Source organism: Pseudomonas sp. S2_E02 (genome assembly GCF_054668355.1).
In genome coordinates this window covers 3,002,229-3,021,823 of record NZ_CP162761.1, presented here as the reverse complement: position 1 = coordinate 3,021,823, position 19,595 = coordinate 3,002,229, and the positions used below count along the sequence as shown (strand labels likewise).

16 protein-coding genes and 2 pseudogenes are annotated in these 19,595 nt (G+C 59.8%); 9 read left to right on the top strand and 9 right to left on the bottom strand.

The annotated features are described in order from the left end of the window. Positions 1–25 precede the first annotated feature (25 nt). Positions 26–1,456: an exodeoxyribonuclease I gene (gene sbcB, locus AB4O01_RS13585; RefSeq protein WP_093430507.1), complete on the top strand. Its 1,431-nt coding sequence runs from the start codon at positions 26–28 to the stop codon at positions 1,454–1,456. A gap of 97 nt (positions 1,457–1,553) precedes the next feature. On the opposite strand, the gene mvaT is transcribed toward sbcB, so the two are convergent. Then, entirely contained in the window at positions 1,554–1,931 is a 378-nt protein-coding gene (gene mvaT, locus AB4O01_RS13580) for a histone-like nucleoid-structuring protein MvaT (RefSeq protein WP_007912775.1), read from the bottom strand. 336 nt (positions 1,932–2,267) lie between these two features. Between mvaT and purU the strand changes: the two genes are divergently transcribed. Continuing rightward, complete coding sequence (gene purU / locus AB4O01_RS13575; protein WP_007912774.1) at positions 2,268–3,116, top strand: formyltetrahydrofolate deformylase; 849 nt, start codon at positions 2,268–2,270, stop codon at positions 3,114–3,116. Positions 3,117–3,200: 84 nt separating this feature from the next. Further along, positions 3,201–3,377, top strand: a complete 177-nt coding sequence (locus AB4O01_RS13570) for a hypothetical protein (protein ID WP_427119002.1) — start codon at positions 3,201–3,203, stop codon at positions 3,375–3,377. 48 nt (positions 3,378–3,425) lie between these two features. Here AB4O01_RS13570 and AB4O01_RS13565 read toward each other — a convergent pair whose 3' ends face one another. The 5 genes and pseudogenes from AB4O01_RS13565 to AB4O01_RS13545 all read right to left on the bottom strand — a co-directional run. Beyond that, positions 3,426–4,421: a lysylphosphatidylglycerol synthase transmembrane domain-containing protein gene (locus AB4O01_RS13565; RefSeq protein WP_099757019.1), complete on the bottom strand. Its 996-nt coding sequence runs from the start codon at positions 4,419–4,421 to the stop codon at positions 3,426–3,428. Then, the gene (locus tag AB4O01_RS13560) at positions 4,418–5,194 is read right to left on the bottom strand and encodes a DUF2334 domain-containing protein (RefSeq protein ID WP_460092047.1); all 777 of its coding nucleotides are present in this window, start codon (positions 5,192–5,194) and stop codon (positions 4,418–4,420) included. The genes AB4O01_RS13565 and AB4O01_RS13560 overlap by 4 nt, the downstream gene beginning before the upstream one ends. Next, positions 5,187–6,299 carry a glycosyltransferase family 4 protein gene (locus AB4O01_RS13555; protein ID WP_460092045.1) on the bottom strand — a complete coding sequence of 371 codons (1,113 nt, stop codon included), beginning with the start codon at positions 6,297–6,299 and terminating at the stop codon, positions 5,187–5,189. Before AB4O01_RS13555 ends, AB4O01_RS13560 begins: the two co-directional genes overlap by 8 nt. 266 nt (positions 6,300–6,565) lie before the next feature. Further along, positions 6,566–7,330: a methyl-accepting chemotaxis protein gene (locus tag AB4O01_RS13550; protein WP_371043227.1), complete on the bottom strand. Its 765-nt coding sequence runs from the start codon at positions 7,328–7,330 to the stop codon at positions 6,566–6,568. A 141-nt stretch (positions 7,331–7,471) separates the two neighbouring features. Next, positions 7,472–8,311: pseudogene (locus AB4O01_RS13545) on the bottom strand (HAMP domain-containing protein); the annotation flags it as partial. A gap of 333 nt (positions 8,312–8,644) precedes the next feature. On the opposite strand from AB4O01_RS13545, the gene AB4O01_RS13540 reads away from it, so the two are divergent. After that, positions 8,645–10,123: a helicase HerA-like domain-containing protein gene (locus AB4O01_RS13540; RefSeq protein ID WP_460092043.1), complete on the top strand. Its 1,479-nt coding sequence runs from the start codon at positions 8,645–8,647 to the stop codon at positions 10,121–10,123. Continuing rightward, positions 10,120–10,218, top strand: a pseudogene (locus AB4O01_RS13535) (metal ABC transporter ATP-binding protein); the annotation flags it as partial. The gene AB4O01_RS13540 and the pseudogene AB4O01_RS13535, both read left to right, overlap by 4 nt. Positions 10,219–10,226: 8 nt before the next feature. Here the strand turns inward: AB4O01_RS13535 and AB4O01_RS13530 are convergent. After that, entirely contained in the window at positions 10,227–10,682 is a 456-nt protein-coding gene (locus AB4O01_RS13530) for a DUF721 domain-containing protein (protein ID WP_038366691.1), read from the bottom strand. A 308-nt stretch (positions 10,683–10,990) separates the two neighbouring features. Between AB4O01_RS13530 and secA the strand changes: the two genes are divergently transcribed. The 4 genes from secA to AB4O01_RS13510 all read left to right on the top strand — a co-directional run bounded on the left by secA (position 10,991) and on the right by AB4O01_RS13510 (position 16,822). Next, the gene (secA, locus tag AB4O01_RS13525) at positions 10,991–13,726 is read left to right on the top strand and encodes a preprotein translocase subunit SecA (RefSeq protein WP_093430502.1); all 2,736 of its coding nucleotides are present in this window, start codon (positions 10,991–10,993) and stop codon (positions 13,724–13,726) included. A gap of 122 nt (positions 13,727–13,848) precedes the next feature. Next, positions 13,849–15,066 carry a bifunctional glutamate N-acetyltransferase/amino-acid acetyltransferase ArgJ gene (gene argJ, locus AB4O01_RS13520; RefSeq protein ID WP_116255080.1) on the top strand — a complete coding sequence of 406 codons (1,218 nt, stop codon included), beginning with the start codon at positions 13,849–13,851 and terminating at the stop codon, positions 15,064–15,066. 179 nt (positions 15,067–15,245) lie between these two features. Further along, the gene (locus tag AB4O01_RS13515) at positions 15,246–15,878 is read left to right on the top strand and encodes a glutathione S-transferase family protein (protein ID WP_414926969.1); all 633 of its coding nucleotides are present in this window, start codon (positions 15,246–15,248) and stop codon (positions 15,876–15,878) included. Then, entirely contained in the window at positions 15,875–16,822 is a 948-nt protein-coding gene (locus AB4O01_RS13510; RefSeq protein ID WP_460092041.1) for a Nudix family hydrolase, read from the top strand. Before AB4O01_RS13515 ends, AB4O01_RS13510 begins: the two co-directional genes overlap by 4 nt. A gap of 113 nt (positions 16,823–16,935) precedes the next feature. Here the strand turns inward: AB4O01_RS13510 and AB4O01_RS13505 are convergent, their stop codons facing one another. Together AB4O01_RS13505 and AB4O01_RS13500 are read right to left on the bottom strand one after the other, a co-directional pair. Then, a complete protein-coding gene (locus AB4O01_RS13505) occupies positions 16,936–17,520 on the bottom strand; it encodes a cob(I)yrinic acid a,c-diamide adenosyltransferase (RefSeq protein WP_460092040.1) in 585 nt (194 codons plus the stop codon). A gap of 3 nt (positions 17,521–17,523) precedes the next feature. After that, positions 17,524–19,560, bottom strand: coding sequence for a sensor histidine kinase (locus tag AB4O01_RS13500; protein ID WP_460092038.1), 2,037 nt, complete (start codon positions 19,558–19,560; stop codon positions 17,524–17,526). Between the last annotated feature and the right edge of the window lie 35 nt (positions 19,561–19,595).

Genomic DNA, 19,595 nt, shown 5'->3' with positions numbered 1-19,595 from the left:
CCGATCTTCAGTTCAGGAACCGCCCGTGACTTCAATCTTCTGGTACGACTACGAAACCACTGGCATCAATCCGCGTAACGACCGCCCGTTGCAGGTGGCCGGGATCCGCACCGACCATGCGCTCAACGAAATCGACGAGCCGGTCAATCTTTATTGCCAGCCCAGCGAAGACATACTGCCGCATCCGGCGGCTTGCGCGATTACCGGCATCACCCCGAGCCAGCTCGCCGAAAAGGGCTTGAGCGAAGCTGATTTCATGACGCGGGTGCATGCCCAGCTGGCGGCCCCCGGCACCTGTGGCGCCGGTTACAACACCCTGCGTTTCGACGACGAGATGACCCGTTACAGCCTGTATCGCAATTTTTTCGACCCGTACGCCCGGGAGTGGCAGGGCGGCAACAGCCGTTGGGATCTGATTGATGTGGTGCGCGCTGCTTATGCGCTGCGTCCCGACGGACTGGTCTGGCCGAGCGATGACGAAGGTCGGGTGACGCTCAAGCTAGAACGCCTGACCGCCGCGAACAATATCGATCATGGCCACGCCCACGAAGCCTTGTCAGACGTTCGCGCCACCATCGCATTGGCCCGGCTGATCCGCGAGAAACAGCCAAAACTGTATGACTGGCTGTTCCAGTTGCGCAGCAAGCAAAAGGTCATGGATCAGATTCGTCTGCTGCAGCCACTGGTGCATATTTCCGGGCGTTTCTCGGCCGCGCGCAGTTATGTCGGTGTGGTGCTGCCATTAGCCTGGCATCCAAAAAACCGTAACGCCTTGATCGTCTGCGATCTGCACCTCGACCCGCAGGGGTTGCTCGATCTGGACGCGCAGACCCTGCGCCAGCGTTTGTACACGCGTCGTGATGATTTGCTGGAAGGTGAGTTGCCGGTGCCGCTCAAGCTGATTCACATCAACCGTTGTCCGGTGGTGGCGCCGCTTGCGGTTTTGCGCGCGCAGGATCAGCAACGTCTGGGGCTGGACATGGCGCTTTATCAACAGCGAGCACTGCGGCTAACTGACGCACAGCAAGTTTGGAAAGATAAAGTTGCAGAGATTTATGTCAGCGAAGATTTCATTCCGAGCGAGGATCCGGAACAACAGTTGTACGACGGATTTATCGGTGACCGTGACCGACGTCTATGTGAGCAAGTGAGGAGCGCTGACCCGGCACAACTAGCGCAAGAGCAATGGCCTTTCGATGACGAACGTTTGCCTGAATTACTCTTTCGATATCGCGCACGCAACTTTCCCGAGACGTTGAATTTCGAAGAGCAAGAACGCTGGAGAATATTCTGTCAGCAGCGTTTGTCCACGCCTGAGTGCGGCGCACCGAATACCTTGAAATCTTTTACCGAGGCGGCCGAGCAATGGTCGATTAATGCCACGCCGATGCAGAGTGAGGTGCTCAATGAATGGCAGAATTATGTCCAGGCATTGCGCAAACGTTTGAATCTTTGAAATCGAACATGACCGGGCTTAAATCCCGGGCATAAAAAAACGCCAGCATTCGCTGGCGTTTGTTTTTTCGCGGATCGCTCTGCGAAGACGTTGCGGCTTAGCCCAGCAGGGTAGCCCAGCCTTCAACCACGTCACCGCCCCACTTGGCTTTCCACTCTTTCAGAGTTTTGTGGTTGCCACCTTTGGTTTCGATGACTTCGCCGTTGTGCGGGTTTTTGTATTGTTTAACTTTGCGAGCACGCTTGGTGCCGGTAGTTTTTACTGCGCCGCCGCGTACTGCTTTGGTTTTAGCTTCCGGATCCAGCAGCGCGATAATGTCACGCAGGGATTTGGAGTATTCGCCCATCAGGGTGCGCAGTTTGCCTTCGAATTCCAGCTCGGCTTGCAGTTTGTCGTCTTGGGACAGGTTCTTCAAACGGGCTTGCAGCTCTTTGATGGCTTCTTCGGTGGCGCGATATTCGTTGATCAAGGACATGATTACTACCTTAGTAGAGTGCGGGATGGCAGGGGGACAGTGCCGCAATAATAGTCAGGCTGTTTCATCAAGTAAACATTTAACCGGGGTTTTTATTTAAATTAGTTACGAGAAACTGCTCTCTATTGAATATTCAGTTAAATAGTGTGATCGAGTCATCACAGATATTCACAGTTGTCTGATCAAGCGATCCCGCAGGATCAGCACCAGTCTGTCGGTTACTCATCAAGAATCCGTAGCACTGAGCCTGGCGCCTCCCGTTGCTGATCAATACTGCAGTTTTCCTGCGCAGCCGCTAGAATGGCGGCCTTTGCGAAGTTCTGGAGTTTCCCCCTCATGCGCACTTTTCGGCTGGTGATATCTTGCCCGGACCGCGTTGGCATTGTTGCCAAAGTCAGTAATTTTCTGGCAGCCCACAACGGCTGGATCACCGAAGCGAGCCACCACTCGGACAACCAGGTGGGCTGGTTCTTCATGCGTCACGAAATTCGTGCCGATTCGCTGCCTTTCGGTATTGAAGTGCTGCGCGAGAAGTTTGCGCCGATCGCCGAAGAGTTCTCGATGGACTGGCGCATCACCGACACCGAGCAGAAAAAACGCGTTGTGCTGATGGCCAGCCGCGAATCGCACTGTCTCGCGGACTTGCTGCACCGCTGGCACAGCGATGAACTGGACTGCGAAATCTCCTGCGTGATTTCCAACCACGACGACCTGCGCAGCATGGTCGAGTGGCACGGCATTCCTTATTACCACGTCCCGGTCAATCCGCAGGACAAGCAACCGGCCTTCGACGAAGTGTCGCGTCTGGTCAAACAGCACGATGCCGAAGTGGTGGTCCTGGCGCGTTACATGCAGATCCTGCCGCCAGACATGTGCCGCGAATACGCGCACAAGGTCATCAACATTCACCACAGCTTCCTGCCGTCGTTCGTTGGTGCCAAGCCGTATCACCAGGCGTCGCTGCGTGGCGTGAAGCTGATCGGCGCGACCTGTCACTACGTGACCGAAGAGCTGGACGCCGGCCCGATCATCGAGCAGGACGTGGTGCGTGTCAGCCACAGTGACAGTATCGAAGACATGGTGCGTTTCGGTCGTGATGTCGAGAAAATGGTCCTGGCTCGTGGCCTGCGTTATCACCTCGAAGACCGCGTGCTGGTGCACGGCAACAAGACTGTGGTGTTCTGATCTCAACCCCACAGGCTTGAAAAACCAAGGGTCTGGGCGTTCAATCGTCCAGACCCTTTTTCATTTCAGCTGTGAGGAAAAGCCATGACCGATCCACTGGACAAAGCCACTTCCAAAGCGCCGGCGACGTTGGGCGAAGGGTGTTTGAGTCGATATGATCCCGAGGACATGAGCCCGGAGGATGGCACCGAGTTTCCCGGCGCTGCGGAGTTGTGGGAACAATTGCAAGAGAAGTCCAACGACAACAAGGACGATGGCTGAAGCGCGATCATGCAGGCGCAGCCGAAGGCTCGGGCCGCGACCGGACGATCAAGCCTGCCCCACCTTCATCAGTTTCCTTAACAGCGGTCGGCCCAGCATCAACAAAAACACCGGCCCCCCGACCAGCAGATAAAAGTAATACGTCACCACCCGCCAAATCAGAATCGCTGCCGCAGCGGTGGATTTCCCCACCATCGGCGCCAGCAACGCTGCCGACGTCAACTCCGCCGCCCCCGCGCCGCCCGGCAGCAGGCTGAATTGCCCGGCGCCCAGCGAAAGCATCTGCACCAGAAAACTCCACGCCCACTGCAAGTCCGCGCCCAGGCCGCGTAGCGCCAGATACAGCACGCTGTAGCGCAGCAACCAATGCACACACGTCAGGGCGAATACTTTGATCAATGTTTGCCAGGGCAACTTCAATGTATCGGTAAACGCCGCGAGAAAATGCAGCAACTTGCGCGCCCAGCGACGGCGGGTAATGGCCTTGACGTTCATCCTTGCCAGCAGGCGACCGCTCAGGCGAATCAGGGTGCGGTGATAGCGCGCGACCAGCACACAACTGAATAAACCGCCGAACAGCGAAATCGCACTGACGGTCAGCAACCACTCGAGGCGATCGCTGAGGTGCTGGAACAGCGCATAAATCAAAATGCCGCTGAGGGCGCAGAGAAAGAACAGCAAATCGCTGAGCTGATCCATGGCAAACACCGCGCTGCCCCGCGCCGGCCGCACGCCGGAGCGGGCCAACAGGGCCATGATCGTCAACGGCCCGCCGCTGCCACCGGGAGTCGCGCAGTAGGCGAATTCGGCGGCCATCACTACACCAAGGCTTTGCAGCGGCGTGACGCGCTCGCGCTGATCTCCGAGTAGCAGGCGCAGACGCAAGGTATTGATGCCCCAGCAAAGCAGGATCATGCCGAACATGATCAACAGCCAGTGCAACGGGAAACTCTGCAGCCGCGCCCAGGTGTCGCCGCCACCCAGCACAACCGGAATCAGCACCGCCGCGAGCAGGCCGATCAGCAAGAGAATGCCGCGACTCATGCGGCGCTTCCCAGTTGACCGCGCTGTTGGGCGAGCCAGTGGATTTTGGTCATCGGTACGCGTCCTTCGCTCAGCAGTCGTTCGAGGGTGTGCAGCCAGTAATCACGGGAAAAACCGTGGCGCATGTCCACGGGATGCAAGCCTAGACGAATCACCGACGCCCGACGCCAACGCTGTTGACGCTGCTCGCTGACAATCTTCGACAGGCCCCTTCGCCAGGCGCTGCGAGCGCTCCAGACCAGACCCGGCGCATCGATCGCGGTGAAATCCGGCAACCGATACAGATGCTGCGGATCGCTGGTGTAGCACAGGGGCAGATCGCGCAGGGCCTGGCGGGTGCCGTCGCTCATCAACCACGCCGGGGCAACGAAACCGTGCAGCGGCCAGTCGTGGCGCTGGAAGACTTCGATGCCGGTGCGCAGGCGGGCGAGGGCGGTTTCCCGGGACAAACGGTAAAACTCGCCTTCATGGGTGTAAACGCGGCGCATGAACCAGTCGTGCGGCGTCGTCGGGCCGGGCTCCTGGTCATCGTGGAAATAACCATGCAACGCCAACTCATCGCCACGGGCGACGCGCTCATCGAGCCGTCGGCAAAATGCCGGGTGATCGTCGAGGACATTGTGCCGGTGGAAATTCGGAACGACCAGCCACGTGATCGGTACGTTGCCCAAGGCGTCGACGGCCTCGACAAACGGCTGGTAATCCGCCCACGTCGACGGAGCGACGTCGTGCAGCACCAGCAAGACGGCGCGGTTGTTCATCGATTCAACCATTGGCCACCTTGGGCAGCGTATGTCCGAGTACGGCGTGATAGTGGCCCAACAAACTGTCGACCACCGTATCCCACGCATAGTGGGTTTCGACATGCTGGCGCGCCTGTGTGCCAAGTTTGCTACCGCCGCGACTGAACAGTTCGCGCACGGCATTGGCCATTGCTTGCGGGTTGTTCGGTGCGCACAGGAGACCGCAGGAATCAGTGACGATCTCTTCGAAAGCCCCGGCGGCAACGGCCACCACGGGAATGCCGCAGGCCATGGCTTCGAGGATCACCAGGCCGAAGGTTTCCTGGTCGCCGGCATGCAGCAAGGCATCCGCACTGGCCATCAACTGCGCGACGCGTGGCGCGGGGCAGAATTCGTCGATCACACTGACGTTTTCCGGCACAGCGGTGGGCATCGACGAACCGACCAGTAGCAGGTGATAGCGCGGGCCGAGGCGTTGCATGCATTTGAGCAATACCGGCAGGTTTTTCTCTTTCGAGCCGCGTCCGGCAAAAATCAGCAGCCGGGTGTCTTCGGCGATGCCCAGTTCTGCACGCAGTTGCGGGTCGCGGGCTTTGGGGTGAAAGGTTTGCAGGTCGACGCCCAGCGGTTGCACGAACACATTGCGTACACCGAGGCCGCTGAGCTTGTCGGCCATGATCTGACTGGGCGCCAAAACCCGATCGAAGTTGCCGTAAAGCCTGGTGACATACGCCTCGATATTCGGTGTGACCCAATGGCCCATGCGATTGCCGATCAGCAAGGGCAGATCCGAGTGATAGAAACCGATTACCGGCACATCCAGCTGTCGTCGCGCATCAAGGGCGGCCCAGGCGGTCAGATAAGGGTCGCCGACTTCGATCAGATCGGGCTGTAAATCCTGCAGGACGTTTCGCCATGGCGCGAGGCGAAGGGGGAATCGATAGCCTTTGCCGAAAGGCAGGGCGGGGGCGGGAACCGTGTAAACGCCGTCGTGTTCGCCGAAGTGCGCACCGGGAATCAGCAGGCTGTGGCGAGTACCGGATTTGACTCCGAGCCGGCGGTGTTTGGCATCCAGATAAGTACGCACGCCGCCGCTGGCCGGGGCGTAGAACATGGTGATGTCGGCGATATGCACGGTGATCAACCCTCCGCTGCGTGGTTCTCCCTTGGTTGACCTTTATCAAGAATAGATGTTCGGTCGGGATTGCGCGGTGGAGCTGAAGAGCGCCCTCACCCTAACCCTCTCCCGGAGGGAGAGGGGACTGACCGAGGTGGATGTTGGAGTTACACCGACTTGAGAGACCTGAGTCGAACTCAGGTCTGGAAAATCCCCCGATCGGCTCCCTTTCCCCCTCGCCCCTCTGGGGGAGAGGGCTGGGGTGAGGGGGTAGGCTTTTGATCTCAGATGCGGAAACTGCCAACCAGTTGTTTCAGACGCGAAGCCTGCTGCTCCAGGTCCGAACACGCGCGCAACGTCGCCTGCAAGTTCTCCACGCCTTCCTGGTTCAGCGTGTTGATCTCGGTGATATCGACGTTGATCGACTCCACCACTGCCGTCTGCTCTTCGGTCGCGGTGGCCACCGACTGGTTCATCCCGTCGATCTCGCCAATGCGCTGGGTCACGCTGTTCAAGCGCTCCCCGGCAAGGTTGGCAATCTCGACGCTGTCCTGGCTGTGACGCTGACTGTCGCTCATGGTGCTCACCGACTCACGGGCGCCGACTTGCAGCTCCTCGATCATGGTCTGCACCTGTTGCGCCGATTCCTGGGTGCGGTGCGCCAGATTGCGCACTTCATCCGCCACCACGGCAAAACCCCGGCCGGCTTCACCGGCACGTGCCGCTTCAATGGCCGCGTTGAGCGCCAACAGGTTGGTCTGTTGGGAAATGCTGGTGATCACTTCGAGAATCTGGCCGATGTTCACGGTTTTGCTATTCAGCGACTCGATGTTGCTGCTCGACGCGCTGAGCATGCTCGACAGTTGATTCATCGCCTTGATGCTGCGATCCACCACTTGCTGGCCGTCTTCAGCCAGACCGCGCGCGTCGCTGGCCTGATTTGAAGCCTGGGCGGCGTTGCGAGCGATTTCCTGCGCCGCGGCGCCGAGCTGGTTGATCGCTGCGGCGACACTGCTGGTGCGTGAGGCTTGTTGGTCAGAGTTGTACATCGATGAGTTCGATGCCGCGACCACGCGCAGGGCGACTTCGTTAACCTGGCCGGTGGCCGACGACACTTCGCGGATCGAGCCGTGAATACGCTCGACGAAACGGTTGAATGCGGTACCGAGTACACCAAATTCATCGTTATTGACGATGGTCAGGCGTTTGGTCAGGTCGCCTTCGCCATCGGCGATGTCCTCCATGGCGCGGGTCATCACGTGCAGCGGCTGGATCAGAATACGGATCAGCATGCCGAGCAGGGCAATGATGATTGCCACGGCAATCACGGTCGCGATCACTGCCGAGGTGCGGAATTCGCTGAGCATCGCAAAGGCCTGATCCTTGTCCACCGACAGGCCGATGTACCAGTTCACCGACGGCAGGCCTTTGATCGGCGCGAAGGTGACGATGCGGGTCTTGCCATCGACGGTAACTTCACTGAAGTCGCTGCTGATGCGCGGCGTGTCCTGCGGATAGGCTTCCTTCAGTGATTTCATCACCAAGGCCTTGTCCGGGTGCACGAGGATCTTGCCGTCGGCGCTGACCAGGAACACATAACCCATGCCGTCGAAATCCCGGGCGGCGAGGGTGTCGACCAGCGATTGCAGGCTCAGGTCGCCGCCAACCACACCGACGCTCTGGCCGGCCTTTTTCGAGGCAGTGGCGATGGAAATGATCAACTGGCCGGTAGCGGCGTCGATGTACGGTTCGGTCAGGGTTGAGGTGCTGCTGCCCTCGGCACCTTTATACCAAGGGCGCACGCGCGGATCGAAACCGTCGGGCATCTTGGTGTCCGGACGGATGGTGAAGTGCCCGGTGGCATCGCCCAGATAGGTCGCCATGAACGTCGAGGTCAGGCTTTTCTGTTCCAGCAGACTGGCGACGTTGGCGGGCTCGGGGTTGATGGCGATGTTTTGGGCGGCGTTCTCGATCAGTAGAATGCGGCCGCTGAGCCAGGTCTGGATATTGCCGGCAGTGACCTCGCCCATCTCGTTGAGATAGTTGTTCAGGTCATCGCGGATCGCGTTGCGCTGCAACCAGTCGTTGTACAAGGTAAACGAGGCGAAGGCGGCGATGACGATGAGGGCGGCGGCAAGCAAAATTTTATGGCTGAAGCGCAGATTTTTGTTCATGGCTTGGGGTTCCGCTAAGGTCTTAATGTCCAGGGCGTGCTTTTATAGAAGCGCGCAAAATGGGCAAGGGTGAAAACAAGCTGATATTTCCGTCTCTCCTTAGGGAAATGTCCGGCCTGACTTGTGGTCGGGTCTCTCACTCTTCTTTATCGGCCATGCAGAATCAAAGATTAACCATTGGGTGACAAAATGCCTGACTCCTCGCAACTCGTAATCGGCGCCGACCTCGCAGGCCAACAGATCGCTCAGGCCATGCGCCTGGCCAACCGCCACGGACTGGTCGCGGGCGCCACCGGTACCGGTAAAACCGTCACCTTGCAGCGTTTGGCCGAGGCGTTCAGCGACGCCGGGGTCGCGGTATTTGCCGCCGACATCAAGGGTGATCTGTGTGGCCTCGGTGCGGCGGGCAATCCGCAGGGCAAGGTGGCCGAGCGCATTGCCGGGATGCCGTGGCTCAACCACAAGCCGCAGGCCTATCCGGTGACCTTGTGGGACATCCACGGCGAGTCCGGTCATCCGTTGCGCACCACGTTGAGCGAAATGGGCCCGTTGCTGATCGGCAGCTTGCTGGAACTGACCGACAGTCAGCAGTCGGCGCTATATGCCGCCTTCAAGGTGGCCGATCGCGAAGGCCTGTTGCTGCTGGACTTGAAGGATCTGAAAGCGCTGCTCAATCACCTCAAGGAAAACCCGCAGCTGTTGGGCGAAGACGCGGCGCTGATGACCACCGGTTCCAGTCAGGCGCTGTTGCGTCGCTTGGCGACGCTGGAGCAGCAGGGCGCCGAAGCCTTGTTCGGCGAACCGGCACTGCAACTTGAAGACATTCTGCAACCGACCGCCGATGGTCGCGGGCGCATTCATTTGCTCGATGCCAGTCGTCTGGTGCACGAGGCGCCGAAGGTCTACGCGACATTCCTGTTGTGGCTGCTGGCTGAACTGTTCGAGCAATTGCCCGAGCGCGGCGATGCCGACAAACCGTTGCTGGCGCTGTTTTTTGATGAGGCGCATTTGTTGTTCGGCGATACGCCCAAGGCCTTGCAGGAGCGACTTGAGCAAGTGGTACGGCTGATCCGTTCCAAAGGCGTTGGCGTGTACTTCGTTACGCAATCGCCGGCGGACTTGCCCGATGACGTGCTGGCGCAACTTGGCTTACGCATTCAACACGGTTTGCGCGCCTTTACCGCCAAAGAGCAGAAATCCCTGCGCGCGGTGGCGGACGGCTTCCGACCGAATCCGGCGTTCGACAGCTTGTCGGTGTTGACTGAACTGGGAATTGGCGAGGCCTTGGTCGGCACGCTGACCGAGAAAGGCACGCCGGAGATGGTTCAGCGCGTGCTGGTCGCGCCACCGCAATCGCGAATCGGGCCGCTGACCGAGACCGAACGAACCGTGCTGATTGCCGGATCGCCGTTCAAGGGCCGCTATGACAAGCCGATCGATCGTGAGTCGGCGTATGAAATTCTGATGGGGCGTAAAGGGCTGGCGCCGGAGGCTGAAGCGCCAGCGGCTTCACAAGAGCCGAGTCTGGCGGACAGGGCTGGAGAGTTCCTGGGTACGGCAGCAGGGCAGGCCTTGAAGTCAGCCATGCGTCAGGCTGCCAATAACCTCGGCAAACAACTGGTACGCGGCTTGATGGGCTCTTTACTCGGTGGCAGCAAACGCCGCTGAAACCTGTGGGAGCGAGCTTGCTCGCGAAGGCGCCGTGTCAGGCAACACATAGGTTGAATGACAGTCCGCATTCGCGAGCAAGCTCGCTCCCACAGGGAATTTGTCAGGTCTTGGCTTTGGCGTGCGCCGCCAGTCGTTCCAGTGCCGCGCGCAAACCCGGATCAGTGATCCCGTCCGCCGTGGCCTGAATCGTCGCCGCTGCATCCGTCGACAAATCCATCGTGTGTCCGGCCGCTCCGCGTTGAACGGTCGGCGGCTGCACCTTGAACAGAATCCGCGTCAAACTGGCGAACTCATCAAACATCTGCAGCTGCCTCTGCAAGCGTTTTTGCTGATAGCGCAGACGTGTGGCCCAATGGCCATCGGTGACAATCAGCAACAGACTGCCCTCACGCCACGACGCTACATGGCAATGTTCACGGGCGGCGGGTTGCAGTTGGCTTTCGAGCAGACGCTGCAAATGCCCCAGTCGTTGGGCATGGCCGAGGATGGCTTTGAGCGGCTTGGCTTCGCGCAGGAGAACGGCGGGTGCTCTGGCCGTAAGAGGGCGAAATGCCATGATCGAACACCTGAAGTAACAGAAACGCCATGGTAGCAGAAAGGCCGAAATCACTCGCCCATTGCTTTTGCCCTCGCTTTGCCCATTAAATCAACGACTAACTTCTGCCTTGTATGACTTGAAGTTGAGCAAAACGCCCCTATTTTAAGTGAGCCCCGTCAAAGCGCAGTGCCAGCATCGTGGAACATCGCCACTTTCCTCACTTCCGTTTCCGGGTAGAATGCTCGTTCGCATGCGGCCATGAGGGCTGCACGGGCGACGCTCACGGGGCCGCCCTCCATCCCTTTAGTGTGGAAGATCCTGCCGATATGTTTGCGCCTTTGTTAAAGAAACTTTTTGGAAGCAAGAACGAGCGTGAAGTCAAACGCATGCTCAAGACGGTGCAGCTCGTCAATGCCTTCGAAGAGCAAATGGTGGCCCTTTCGGACGATCAATTGCGCGCCAAGACCGCTGAGTTCAAGGCCCGCATCGCCAAAGGGGAAACCCTCGACAAGCTGTTGCCAGAAGCCTTTGCGGTCGCCCGCGAAGCCGGCAAGCGCATCATGGGTATGCGCCACTTCGACGTACAGCTCGTCGGTGGCATGACCTTGCACGAAGGCAAGATCGCCGAAATGCGCACCGGTGAGGGTAAAACCCTCGTAGCGACCCTGGGTGTTTACCTCAACGCATTGTCCGGCAAGGGCGTGCACGTTGTGACGGTGAACGACTACCTGGCGCGTCGTGACGCCAACTGGATGCGCCCGCTGTATGAATTCCTCGGCCTGACCGTCGGAGTCGTGACGCCGTTCCAGCCGCCGGAAGAGAAGCGTCTGGCCTACGCCGCCGACATCACCTACGGCACCAACAACGAATTCGGTTTCGACTACCTGCGCGACAACATGGCGTTCAGCATGGAAGAAAAATTCCAGCGCGAACTCAACTTTGCCGTGATCGACGAAGTCGACTCCATCCTCATCGACGAAGCGCGTACCCCGCTGATCATTTCCGGTCAGGCCGAGGACAGCTCCAAGCTGTACATGGAGATCAATAAACTGATCCCGCAGCTGGAACTGCACGTTGAAGAAGTCGAAGGCGAAGTCACCAAGGCTGGCCACTACACCGTTGACGAGAAGACCCGTCAGGTTGAACTCAACGAAGCCGGTCACCAGTTCATCGAAGACATGCTCACCCGCGTCGGCCTGCTGGCTGAAGGCGAGAGCCTGTACTCGGCACACAATTTGGGCCTGCTGACCCACGTGTATGCCGGTCTGCGTGCGCACAAGCTGTTCAATCGCAACATTGAATACATCGTGCAGGATGGTCAGGTCGTACTGGTCGACGAACACACCGGTCGTACCATGCCGGGTCGTCGTTTGTCCGAAGGCCTGCACCAGGCCATCGAAGCCAAGGAAGGCCTGAACATTCAGGCCGAGAGCCAGACGCTGGCCTCGACCACCTTCCAGAACTACTTCCGTCTGTACACCAAGCTGTCCGGCATGACCGGTACCGCCGACACCGAAGCGTTCGAATTCCACCAGATCTATGGTCTGGAAGTCATGGTCATTCCGCCGAACAAACCGTTGGCGCGTAAAGACTTCAACGACCTGGTGTTCCTGACCGCCGAAGAGAAGTACGCGGCCATTGTTGCGGACATCAAGGAAAGCATGGCGGCCGGCCGTCCGGTGCTGGTGGGTACTGCCACCATCGAAACCTCCGAGCACATGTCCGCATTGCTCGTGAAGGAAGGCATCGAACACAAGGTTCTTAACGCCAAGTTCCACGAAAAAGAAGCCGAGATCATCGCGCAGGCCGGTCGTCCGGGCGCCCTGACTATCGCCACCAACATGGCCGGTCGTGGTACCGACATCCTGTTGGGCGGTAACTGGGAAGTGGAAGTCGCGTCGCTGGAAGACCCGACCCCTGAGCAGATTGCCCAGATCAAGGCCGACTGGCAGAAGCGCCACCAGCAAGTGCTGGAATCCGGCGGTTTGCAGGTGATTGCCTCCGAGCGTCACGAATCCCGTCGTATCGACAACCAGCTACGTGGCCGTGCCGGCCGTCAGGGTGACGCCGGTTCCAGCCGCTTCTACCTGTCGCTGGAAGACAGCCTGATGCGCATCTTCGCTTCTGATCGAGTGAAGAACTTCATGAAAGCCCTGGGCATGCAGCCGGGCGAAGCGATCGAACACCGCATGGTGACCAACGCGATCGAGAAGGCGCAGCGCAAGGTTGAAGGCCGCAACTTCGATATCCGTAAGCAACTGCTCGAGTTCGATGACGTCAACAACGAACAGCGTAAAGTGATCTATCACATGCGTAACACGTTGCTGGCCGCCGACAACATCGGTGAAACCATCGCCGATTTCCGTCAGGACGTGCTCAACGCCACCGTCAGCGCGCACATTCCGCCGCAGTCGCTGCCTGAGCAGTGGGACGTGGCCGGTCTGGAAGCTTCGATTGCCAGCGACTTCGGCGTGACACTGCCGATCCAGCAGTGGCTCGACGAAGACGATCACCTGTACGAAGAAACCCTGCGCGAGAAGCTCATGACCGAGCTGATGGCGGCGTACAACGAGAAAGAAGACCAGGCCGGTGCCGACGCACTGCGCTCGTTCGAGAAGCAAATCGTACTGCGCGTGCTGGACGACCTGTGGAAAGACCACCTGTCGACCATGGATCACCTGCGTCACGGTATCCACCTGCGTGGTTACGCGCAGAAGAACCCGAAGCAGGAATACAAGCGCGAGTCGTTCACGCTGTTCTCCGAACTGCTCGACTCGATCAAGCGCGACTCGATCCGTGTGCTGTCGCACGTTCAGGTGCGCCGCGAAGATCCGGAAGCCGAAGAGCAACGTCTGCGTCAGGAAGCCGAAGCACTGGCCGCCCGCATGCAGTTCGAACACGCCGAGGCCCCTGGTCTGGAGCAACCGGAAGTACTGGGTGAAGAGGTCGATGTGGCCCTCGCCACGGCGCCGGTTCGCAACGAGCAGAAGCTGGGCCGCAACGAGCTGTGCTACTGCGGTTCGGGCAAGAAATTCAAGCATTGCCACGGGCAGATCCAGTAAACCCCGTTTCAACTGCTGAAATACCCGCGCCGCGACCGGCTCCTGCCGTCGCGGCGTTTTGCCATTTAAACCACCGTCGCTGCGAGTGACGGTGCTGACATCATTGAGTAAGGAGCGCATTCATGGCTGTTGGTCTTGGTCCTTTGCCAACGTTGCACCCGGTTGCCGGTTTTGAACTCGGTATCGCCTCGGCCGGCATCAAGCGCCCCGGGCGCAAAGATGTCGTTGTGATGCGCTGCGCCGAAGGCTCGACCGTGGCGGGCGTGTTCACCTTGAACGCCTTTTGTGCCGCGCCAGTGATCCTGGCGAAGAAGCGCGTACAGAATGACGTGCGTTATCTGCTGACCAACACTGGCAACGCCAACGCTGGCACCGGTGAGCCGGGCCTGGCCGCCGCTGAACGTACCACTGCCAAATTGGCCGAGTTGACTGGCGTTGATGCCAGCCAGATTCTGCCGTACTCCACCGGTGTGATCGGCGAGCCGCTGCCGGTCGAGAAGATCGAAGGCGCGCTGCAAGCCGCACTGGATGATCTGTCGGAAAACAACTGGGAAGCCGCTGCCACCGGGATCATGACCACCGACACCCTGCCGAAGGGCGCCAGCCGCCAGTTCGAGCATGACGGCGTGACCATCACCGTGACCGGCATCAGCAAAGGCGCGGGCATGATCCGTCCGAACATGGCGACCATGCTCGGTTACATCGCCACTGACGCCAAAGTCTCCCGCGACGTCCTGCACAGCTTGATGCTCGATGGTGCGAACAAGTCGTTCAACCGCATCACCATCGACGGCGACACTTCGACCAACGACTGCTGCATGCTGATTGCCACCGGCAAGGCTGCACTGCCGGAAATCACCCGTGCCGAAGGCGAGCTGTTTGCCAAACTCAAGCTAGCGGTGTTCGAAGTGTGCATGGACGTGGCCCAGGCCATCGTGCGTGACGGCGAAGGCGCGACCAAGTTTGTCACCGTGGAAGTGAATGGCGGCGGCAACCATCAGGAGTGCCTGGACGTTGGCTACACCGTGGCGCACTCGCCGCTGATCAAGACCGCGCTGTTTGCCTCCGACCCGAACTGGGGCCGTATCCTCGCCGCCGTCGGCCGCGCCGGCGTGCCGGATCTGGATGTAAGCAAGATCGACGTGTTCCTCGGCGACGTGTGCATTGCCAGCCGTGGCGCCCGTGCGGCGACCTACACTGAAGCCCAGGGCTCGGCGGTGATGCAGCAGGAAGAAATCACCATCCGTATCGAGCTGGGTCGCGGCGATTGCAGCGAAACCATCTGGACCACTGACCTGTCGCATGAATACGTGAAGATCAACGCTGAATACCGCACTTGATCTAAAAGGTGGGGGCGGGCTGTCGGCCTCTTCGCGAGCAAGCTCGCTCCCACAGTGGTTTCGGCCGTTCACACATGCTGTGTACACCCAAGAACCTGTGGGAGCGAGCTTGCTCGCGAAAGCGATGGTTCAGACTCGACAAGTTTAGAAGCTTCCTCTGACGAAAAGGCGCCACACCCATGTCCCTGCACCTGATCATCGGCGACAAACTGCTTTCCTCCTGGTCCCTGCGCGCCGCTCTGGCCGTTGAACTGACCGGCGCACCCTACAGCGAAGAACTGATCAAACTCGGCAAGCCCGACACCCGCGCGCTGCTGCTCAAGCACTCGCCGACTGCCAAGGTCCCGCTGCTGCAAACCTCGCGCGGCACCATCGCTGACTCCTTAGCCATCGCCGAGTACCTCGCCGAGCAGTTTCCGTCCGAGCAACTCTGGCCGACAGATATATTCGCCCGTGCCCAGGCGCGATCCGCCTGCGCCCAAATGCACAGCGGCTTTTTCGCCATGCGCAATCATATGCCCTTCAACCTCAATCATGACGCGCCGCTGAACCCGGTGCCGCCAGAAGTGAAGGTCGACATCGAACGCATGCTCGCACTGTGGGCCGAATGCCGCGTCGCCGCGACCGAGAGCGGGCCTTACCTGTTCGGTCGGGTGAGTCTGGCCGATGCCTTCTTCGCGCCGATTGCCGTGCGTTTGCGCACCTATCAGGTGACGCTGCCGGCCGCCGACGAAGCCTATGTTGAAACCGTCTACCAATGGCCCGCCTTCAAGGCATGGCAGAAGGCTGGACTGGAGGAGTTGAATCCGTGAAACGTGTACACGTCGCCGCTGCGGTCATTCGTGACAACAGTGGCAAAATCCTCATCGCCCGCCGCGCCGACACCCAGCATCAGGGTGGTCTGTGGGAGTTTCCCGGCGGCAAGGTCGAGGCCGACGAGTCGGTCGAAAGCGCACTGGCCCGTGAGCTGCACGAAGAGTTGGGCATAGTAGTTAGCTCAGCCCGCCCGCTGATCAAAGTGCGTCACGATTACCCCGACAAACAGGTATTGCTGGATGTCTGGGAAGTCTCGGCCTTCACCGGCGAACCGCACGGTGCCGAAGGGCAGCCGTTGGCCTGGGTCACGGCGAAGGAACTGGCGAGCTACGAATTCCCGGCCGCCAACCAGCCGATCGTTGCCGCCGCGCGTTTGCCTGCGGAGTACTTGATTACGCCGGAGGACCTGGAGACCCCGGCTCTGCTGCGCGGTATCCAGAAGGCGATTGCCGGTGGGATCAAACTGATCCAGTTGCGCGCGCCGAACGGCTATGACCCCAAGTATCGCGATCTGGCTGTCGATGCGGCCGGGCTGTGCGCGGGCAAGGCGCAGTTGATGATCAAAGGTCCGTTCGAGTGGCTCGGCGATTTCCCGTCTGCCGGATGGCACATCACTTCTGCACAATTGCGCAAATACGCAGCGGCGGGGCGGCCGTTGCCGGCGGAGCGCTGGTTGGCGGCGTCGTGCCACAACGCTGAAGAACTGGCGCTGGCCGAGCAGATGGGCGTGGATTTCGTCACGCTGTCGCCAGTGCAGCCGACCTTGACCCACCCGGATGCACAGCCGTTGGGCTGGGAGCAGGCTGAGGCGTTGATCGAAGGCTTCAGCAAGCCGGTGTTTCTGTTGGGCGGGGTTGGCCCGGCGGAGCGCGAAAAAGCCTGGGGCGTGGGTGCGCAAGGCGTGGCGGGGATTCGCGCGTTCTGGCCTGATTCTCTGTAAAGGCTGCTGACCTCTTCGCGAGCAAGCTCACTCCCACATTTGACTGCATTCCAACTGGATGAACCCAATCAACTGTGGGAGCGAGCTTGCTCGCGAAGGCGGCCTGTCAGGCACTACTTTTCTGCAGGCTTTGCCGCCGGTTGCCAAAGAATCTCCGCAATCCCCTGCCGCCGCGCAATCAACCGCGCCGCCACAAACAACAAATCCGACAACCGATTGATATACGCCAACCCAACCCCGGCCAATGGCTCGATCGCATTCAAATGCTGACAACGCCGCTCGGCACTCCTGGCCAGACTCCGGCAGACATGCGCCTGCGCAATCAGCATGGAACCGCCCGGCAGAATGAAATTCTCCAGCGGCCCCAACTCCTCATTCCACACGTCAATCGCCGTTTCCAGGCGTTCGATTTCCGCCGCATTCAACGCCTGATACGCCGGCATGGCCAGCTCGCCACCGAGATCAAACAAGCGATGCTGACAAGGCGCCAACACCTCGATCAGTTCATTCAGTCCCGGATAGGTCTCGCGTTCGGCTATCAGCCCCGCCAGCAACACGCCGACCTGACTGTTCAGCGTATCGACCTCGCCAATGGCCTCGACGCGTGGATGGTCCTTGGGGACGCGGCGGCCATCGCCCAGGCCGGTTTCACCTTTGTCGCCGGTGCGGGTGTAGATTTTCGACAGGCGAAAGCCCATGGGTTACCTCGATAATGGATTGGTTTCGGCAGCAAGGGGCAGTGGTTGCGTCAGCGGCAGGCGCAAGGTGAAACACGTGCCCTGGCCCGGTGCTGACTGCACCTCCATCTGCCCTTTGTGATTGTTGGTGATGATGAAGTAAGACACCGACAAGCCAAGCCCGGTGCCCTGGCCGATTTCCTTGGTGGTGAAGAACGGCTCGAAGGTGCGTTTGCGCACGCTCTCGCTCATGCCGATGCCGTTATCCTCGACCTGAATTTCGGCCCACGGCGGATTAAGCCTGGTGCGCAGAATGATTCGCCCCGGCTCGCTGTCGTCTTCGCGCTGGTGAATAGCCTGTGCAGCGTTTTTCAACAGGTTGAGCAGCACTTGCTCGAGTTCGTTGGCGGTGCCCGGTACCGGGCCGAGCGCCGGGTCGAACTGACGGATGATCGCCTGGCCCTTGAAGTCGAAGCCGATGGCCAGGTCGAAGTCGTTGCCGGCGATTTCCACGGCTTGATCGATCAGTGCCGGCAGATCGCACGGCGCCATTTGCCGGGTACTGCGGCGGCTGAAGCTGAGCATGTGGGTGACGATTTTCGCCGCGCGAGCGCCGGCCTGTTGAATGCCATCGAGCAGTTGCGGCACTTCGCGACCTTGCAGATAGCGGTTCACCGTGTCCAGTTCAATGCCCAGTTGCTCGGCGGTTTCGAGGTTCTTCGGCAGGTCGGCGGACAGGCGTCGACGGATGTTCTGCACGTTGTGCAGGATCGCACCCAGCGGGTTGTTGATTTCGTGGGCCATGCCGGCGGCGAGGCCACCGACCGAGAGCATTTTTTCCGACTGCACCATCATTTCTTCCAGCGACAGACGCTGGGTGATGTCGTCGATGCGGATCACCACACCACGCCCAGCGCCACCCATCAATGGATAGAAGGTCAGCGCGTAATGCTTCGGTTCTTCATCCTTGAACCAGGTTACCCGCTCGATTTTCGCTACGGTGTGCTGCTCGACAGTCTGCTTGAGTTGCGGCAGAAATGGCTTGAGCGGTTCGAAGGCAAGAAAGATCGGCTGGTTAAGTGCTTCGTCCAGCCGAGTGCCGGAAAGGGCGCTGGCCTCCTGATTCCACTGGGTGACGTAGAGCTGCTCGTCGAGGGCGATCAGTGCCGAGGGCATTGAGTCGATGATGCTGTTGAGGTAGTTCTGGAAACCGGTGAGTTTCTTTTCGATCTTGCTGCGCACCTGCACTTCCAGTTCCAGTTTGCGATTGGTGTGGCGGGTTTCCTCAGCCAGGCCCTGAGCCTGATCGTAAGCCGCTTGTGAGTCGTCGCGGGCGCGCTTGAGTTGCTGTTCGCGGGCTTCGATGCGCGAGAGCATGGTGTTGAACGCCTCGGCGAGGCTGCCGATCTCGTCATGATTGCCGCGCGAGGCGCGCAGGGCGTAGTTTTCTTCGCGGGTGACCTGGCGCGACAATTCCTCAAGCTGATGAATCGGCCGGGTGATCAGGCGTTTGATCTGCCGGGCAATCACCAGCCACAGCAGCACGCTGAAAATCAGGATACCGAGGCTCGCGGTCAGCGTGCCAGTGTAGAACGCCATCGGCAGCTCGCTGCTGGCCACCAGCAACAGATGGCCTGGCGCGGTGCCGGGGCGGGGCAGGGTGATCAACTGGTTGCTGCGAAACTCGGTCAGTTGCCACGCTTCGATGTGCCGATAGCGTTCTGGCAGGCTGAGTTTGTCGCCGCGCTGGACTTGCGCCAGCCGTTCGCCCTTGCCGTCATAAAGGGCGGCGGCGCGCAGCGGTGAGTAACTGTCGAGTTCCTTGAGCAGACGCTCGGCGCTTTGCGGTGATTGCAGCGCTTCGCTGACCAGGCTCGGGTTGGCAATCAGTCGGCCGATGGTCTGCAAGGCCTGTGGTGCCATGCTTTCCTGAGAGATGTAATAGGCGGCACTGATAAATGTCAGGTTGGCGACCAGCAATACAGTGGTCAACAGCACCAGGAGGGCGGCCAGCAGTTTCTGGCCGACCGGCAGGTTTTCGAGACGCTGGCGCAATGGCATCAGGTTTATCGCAACAAAGGAACAAGTGGCCAGCG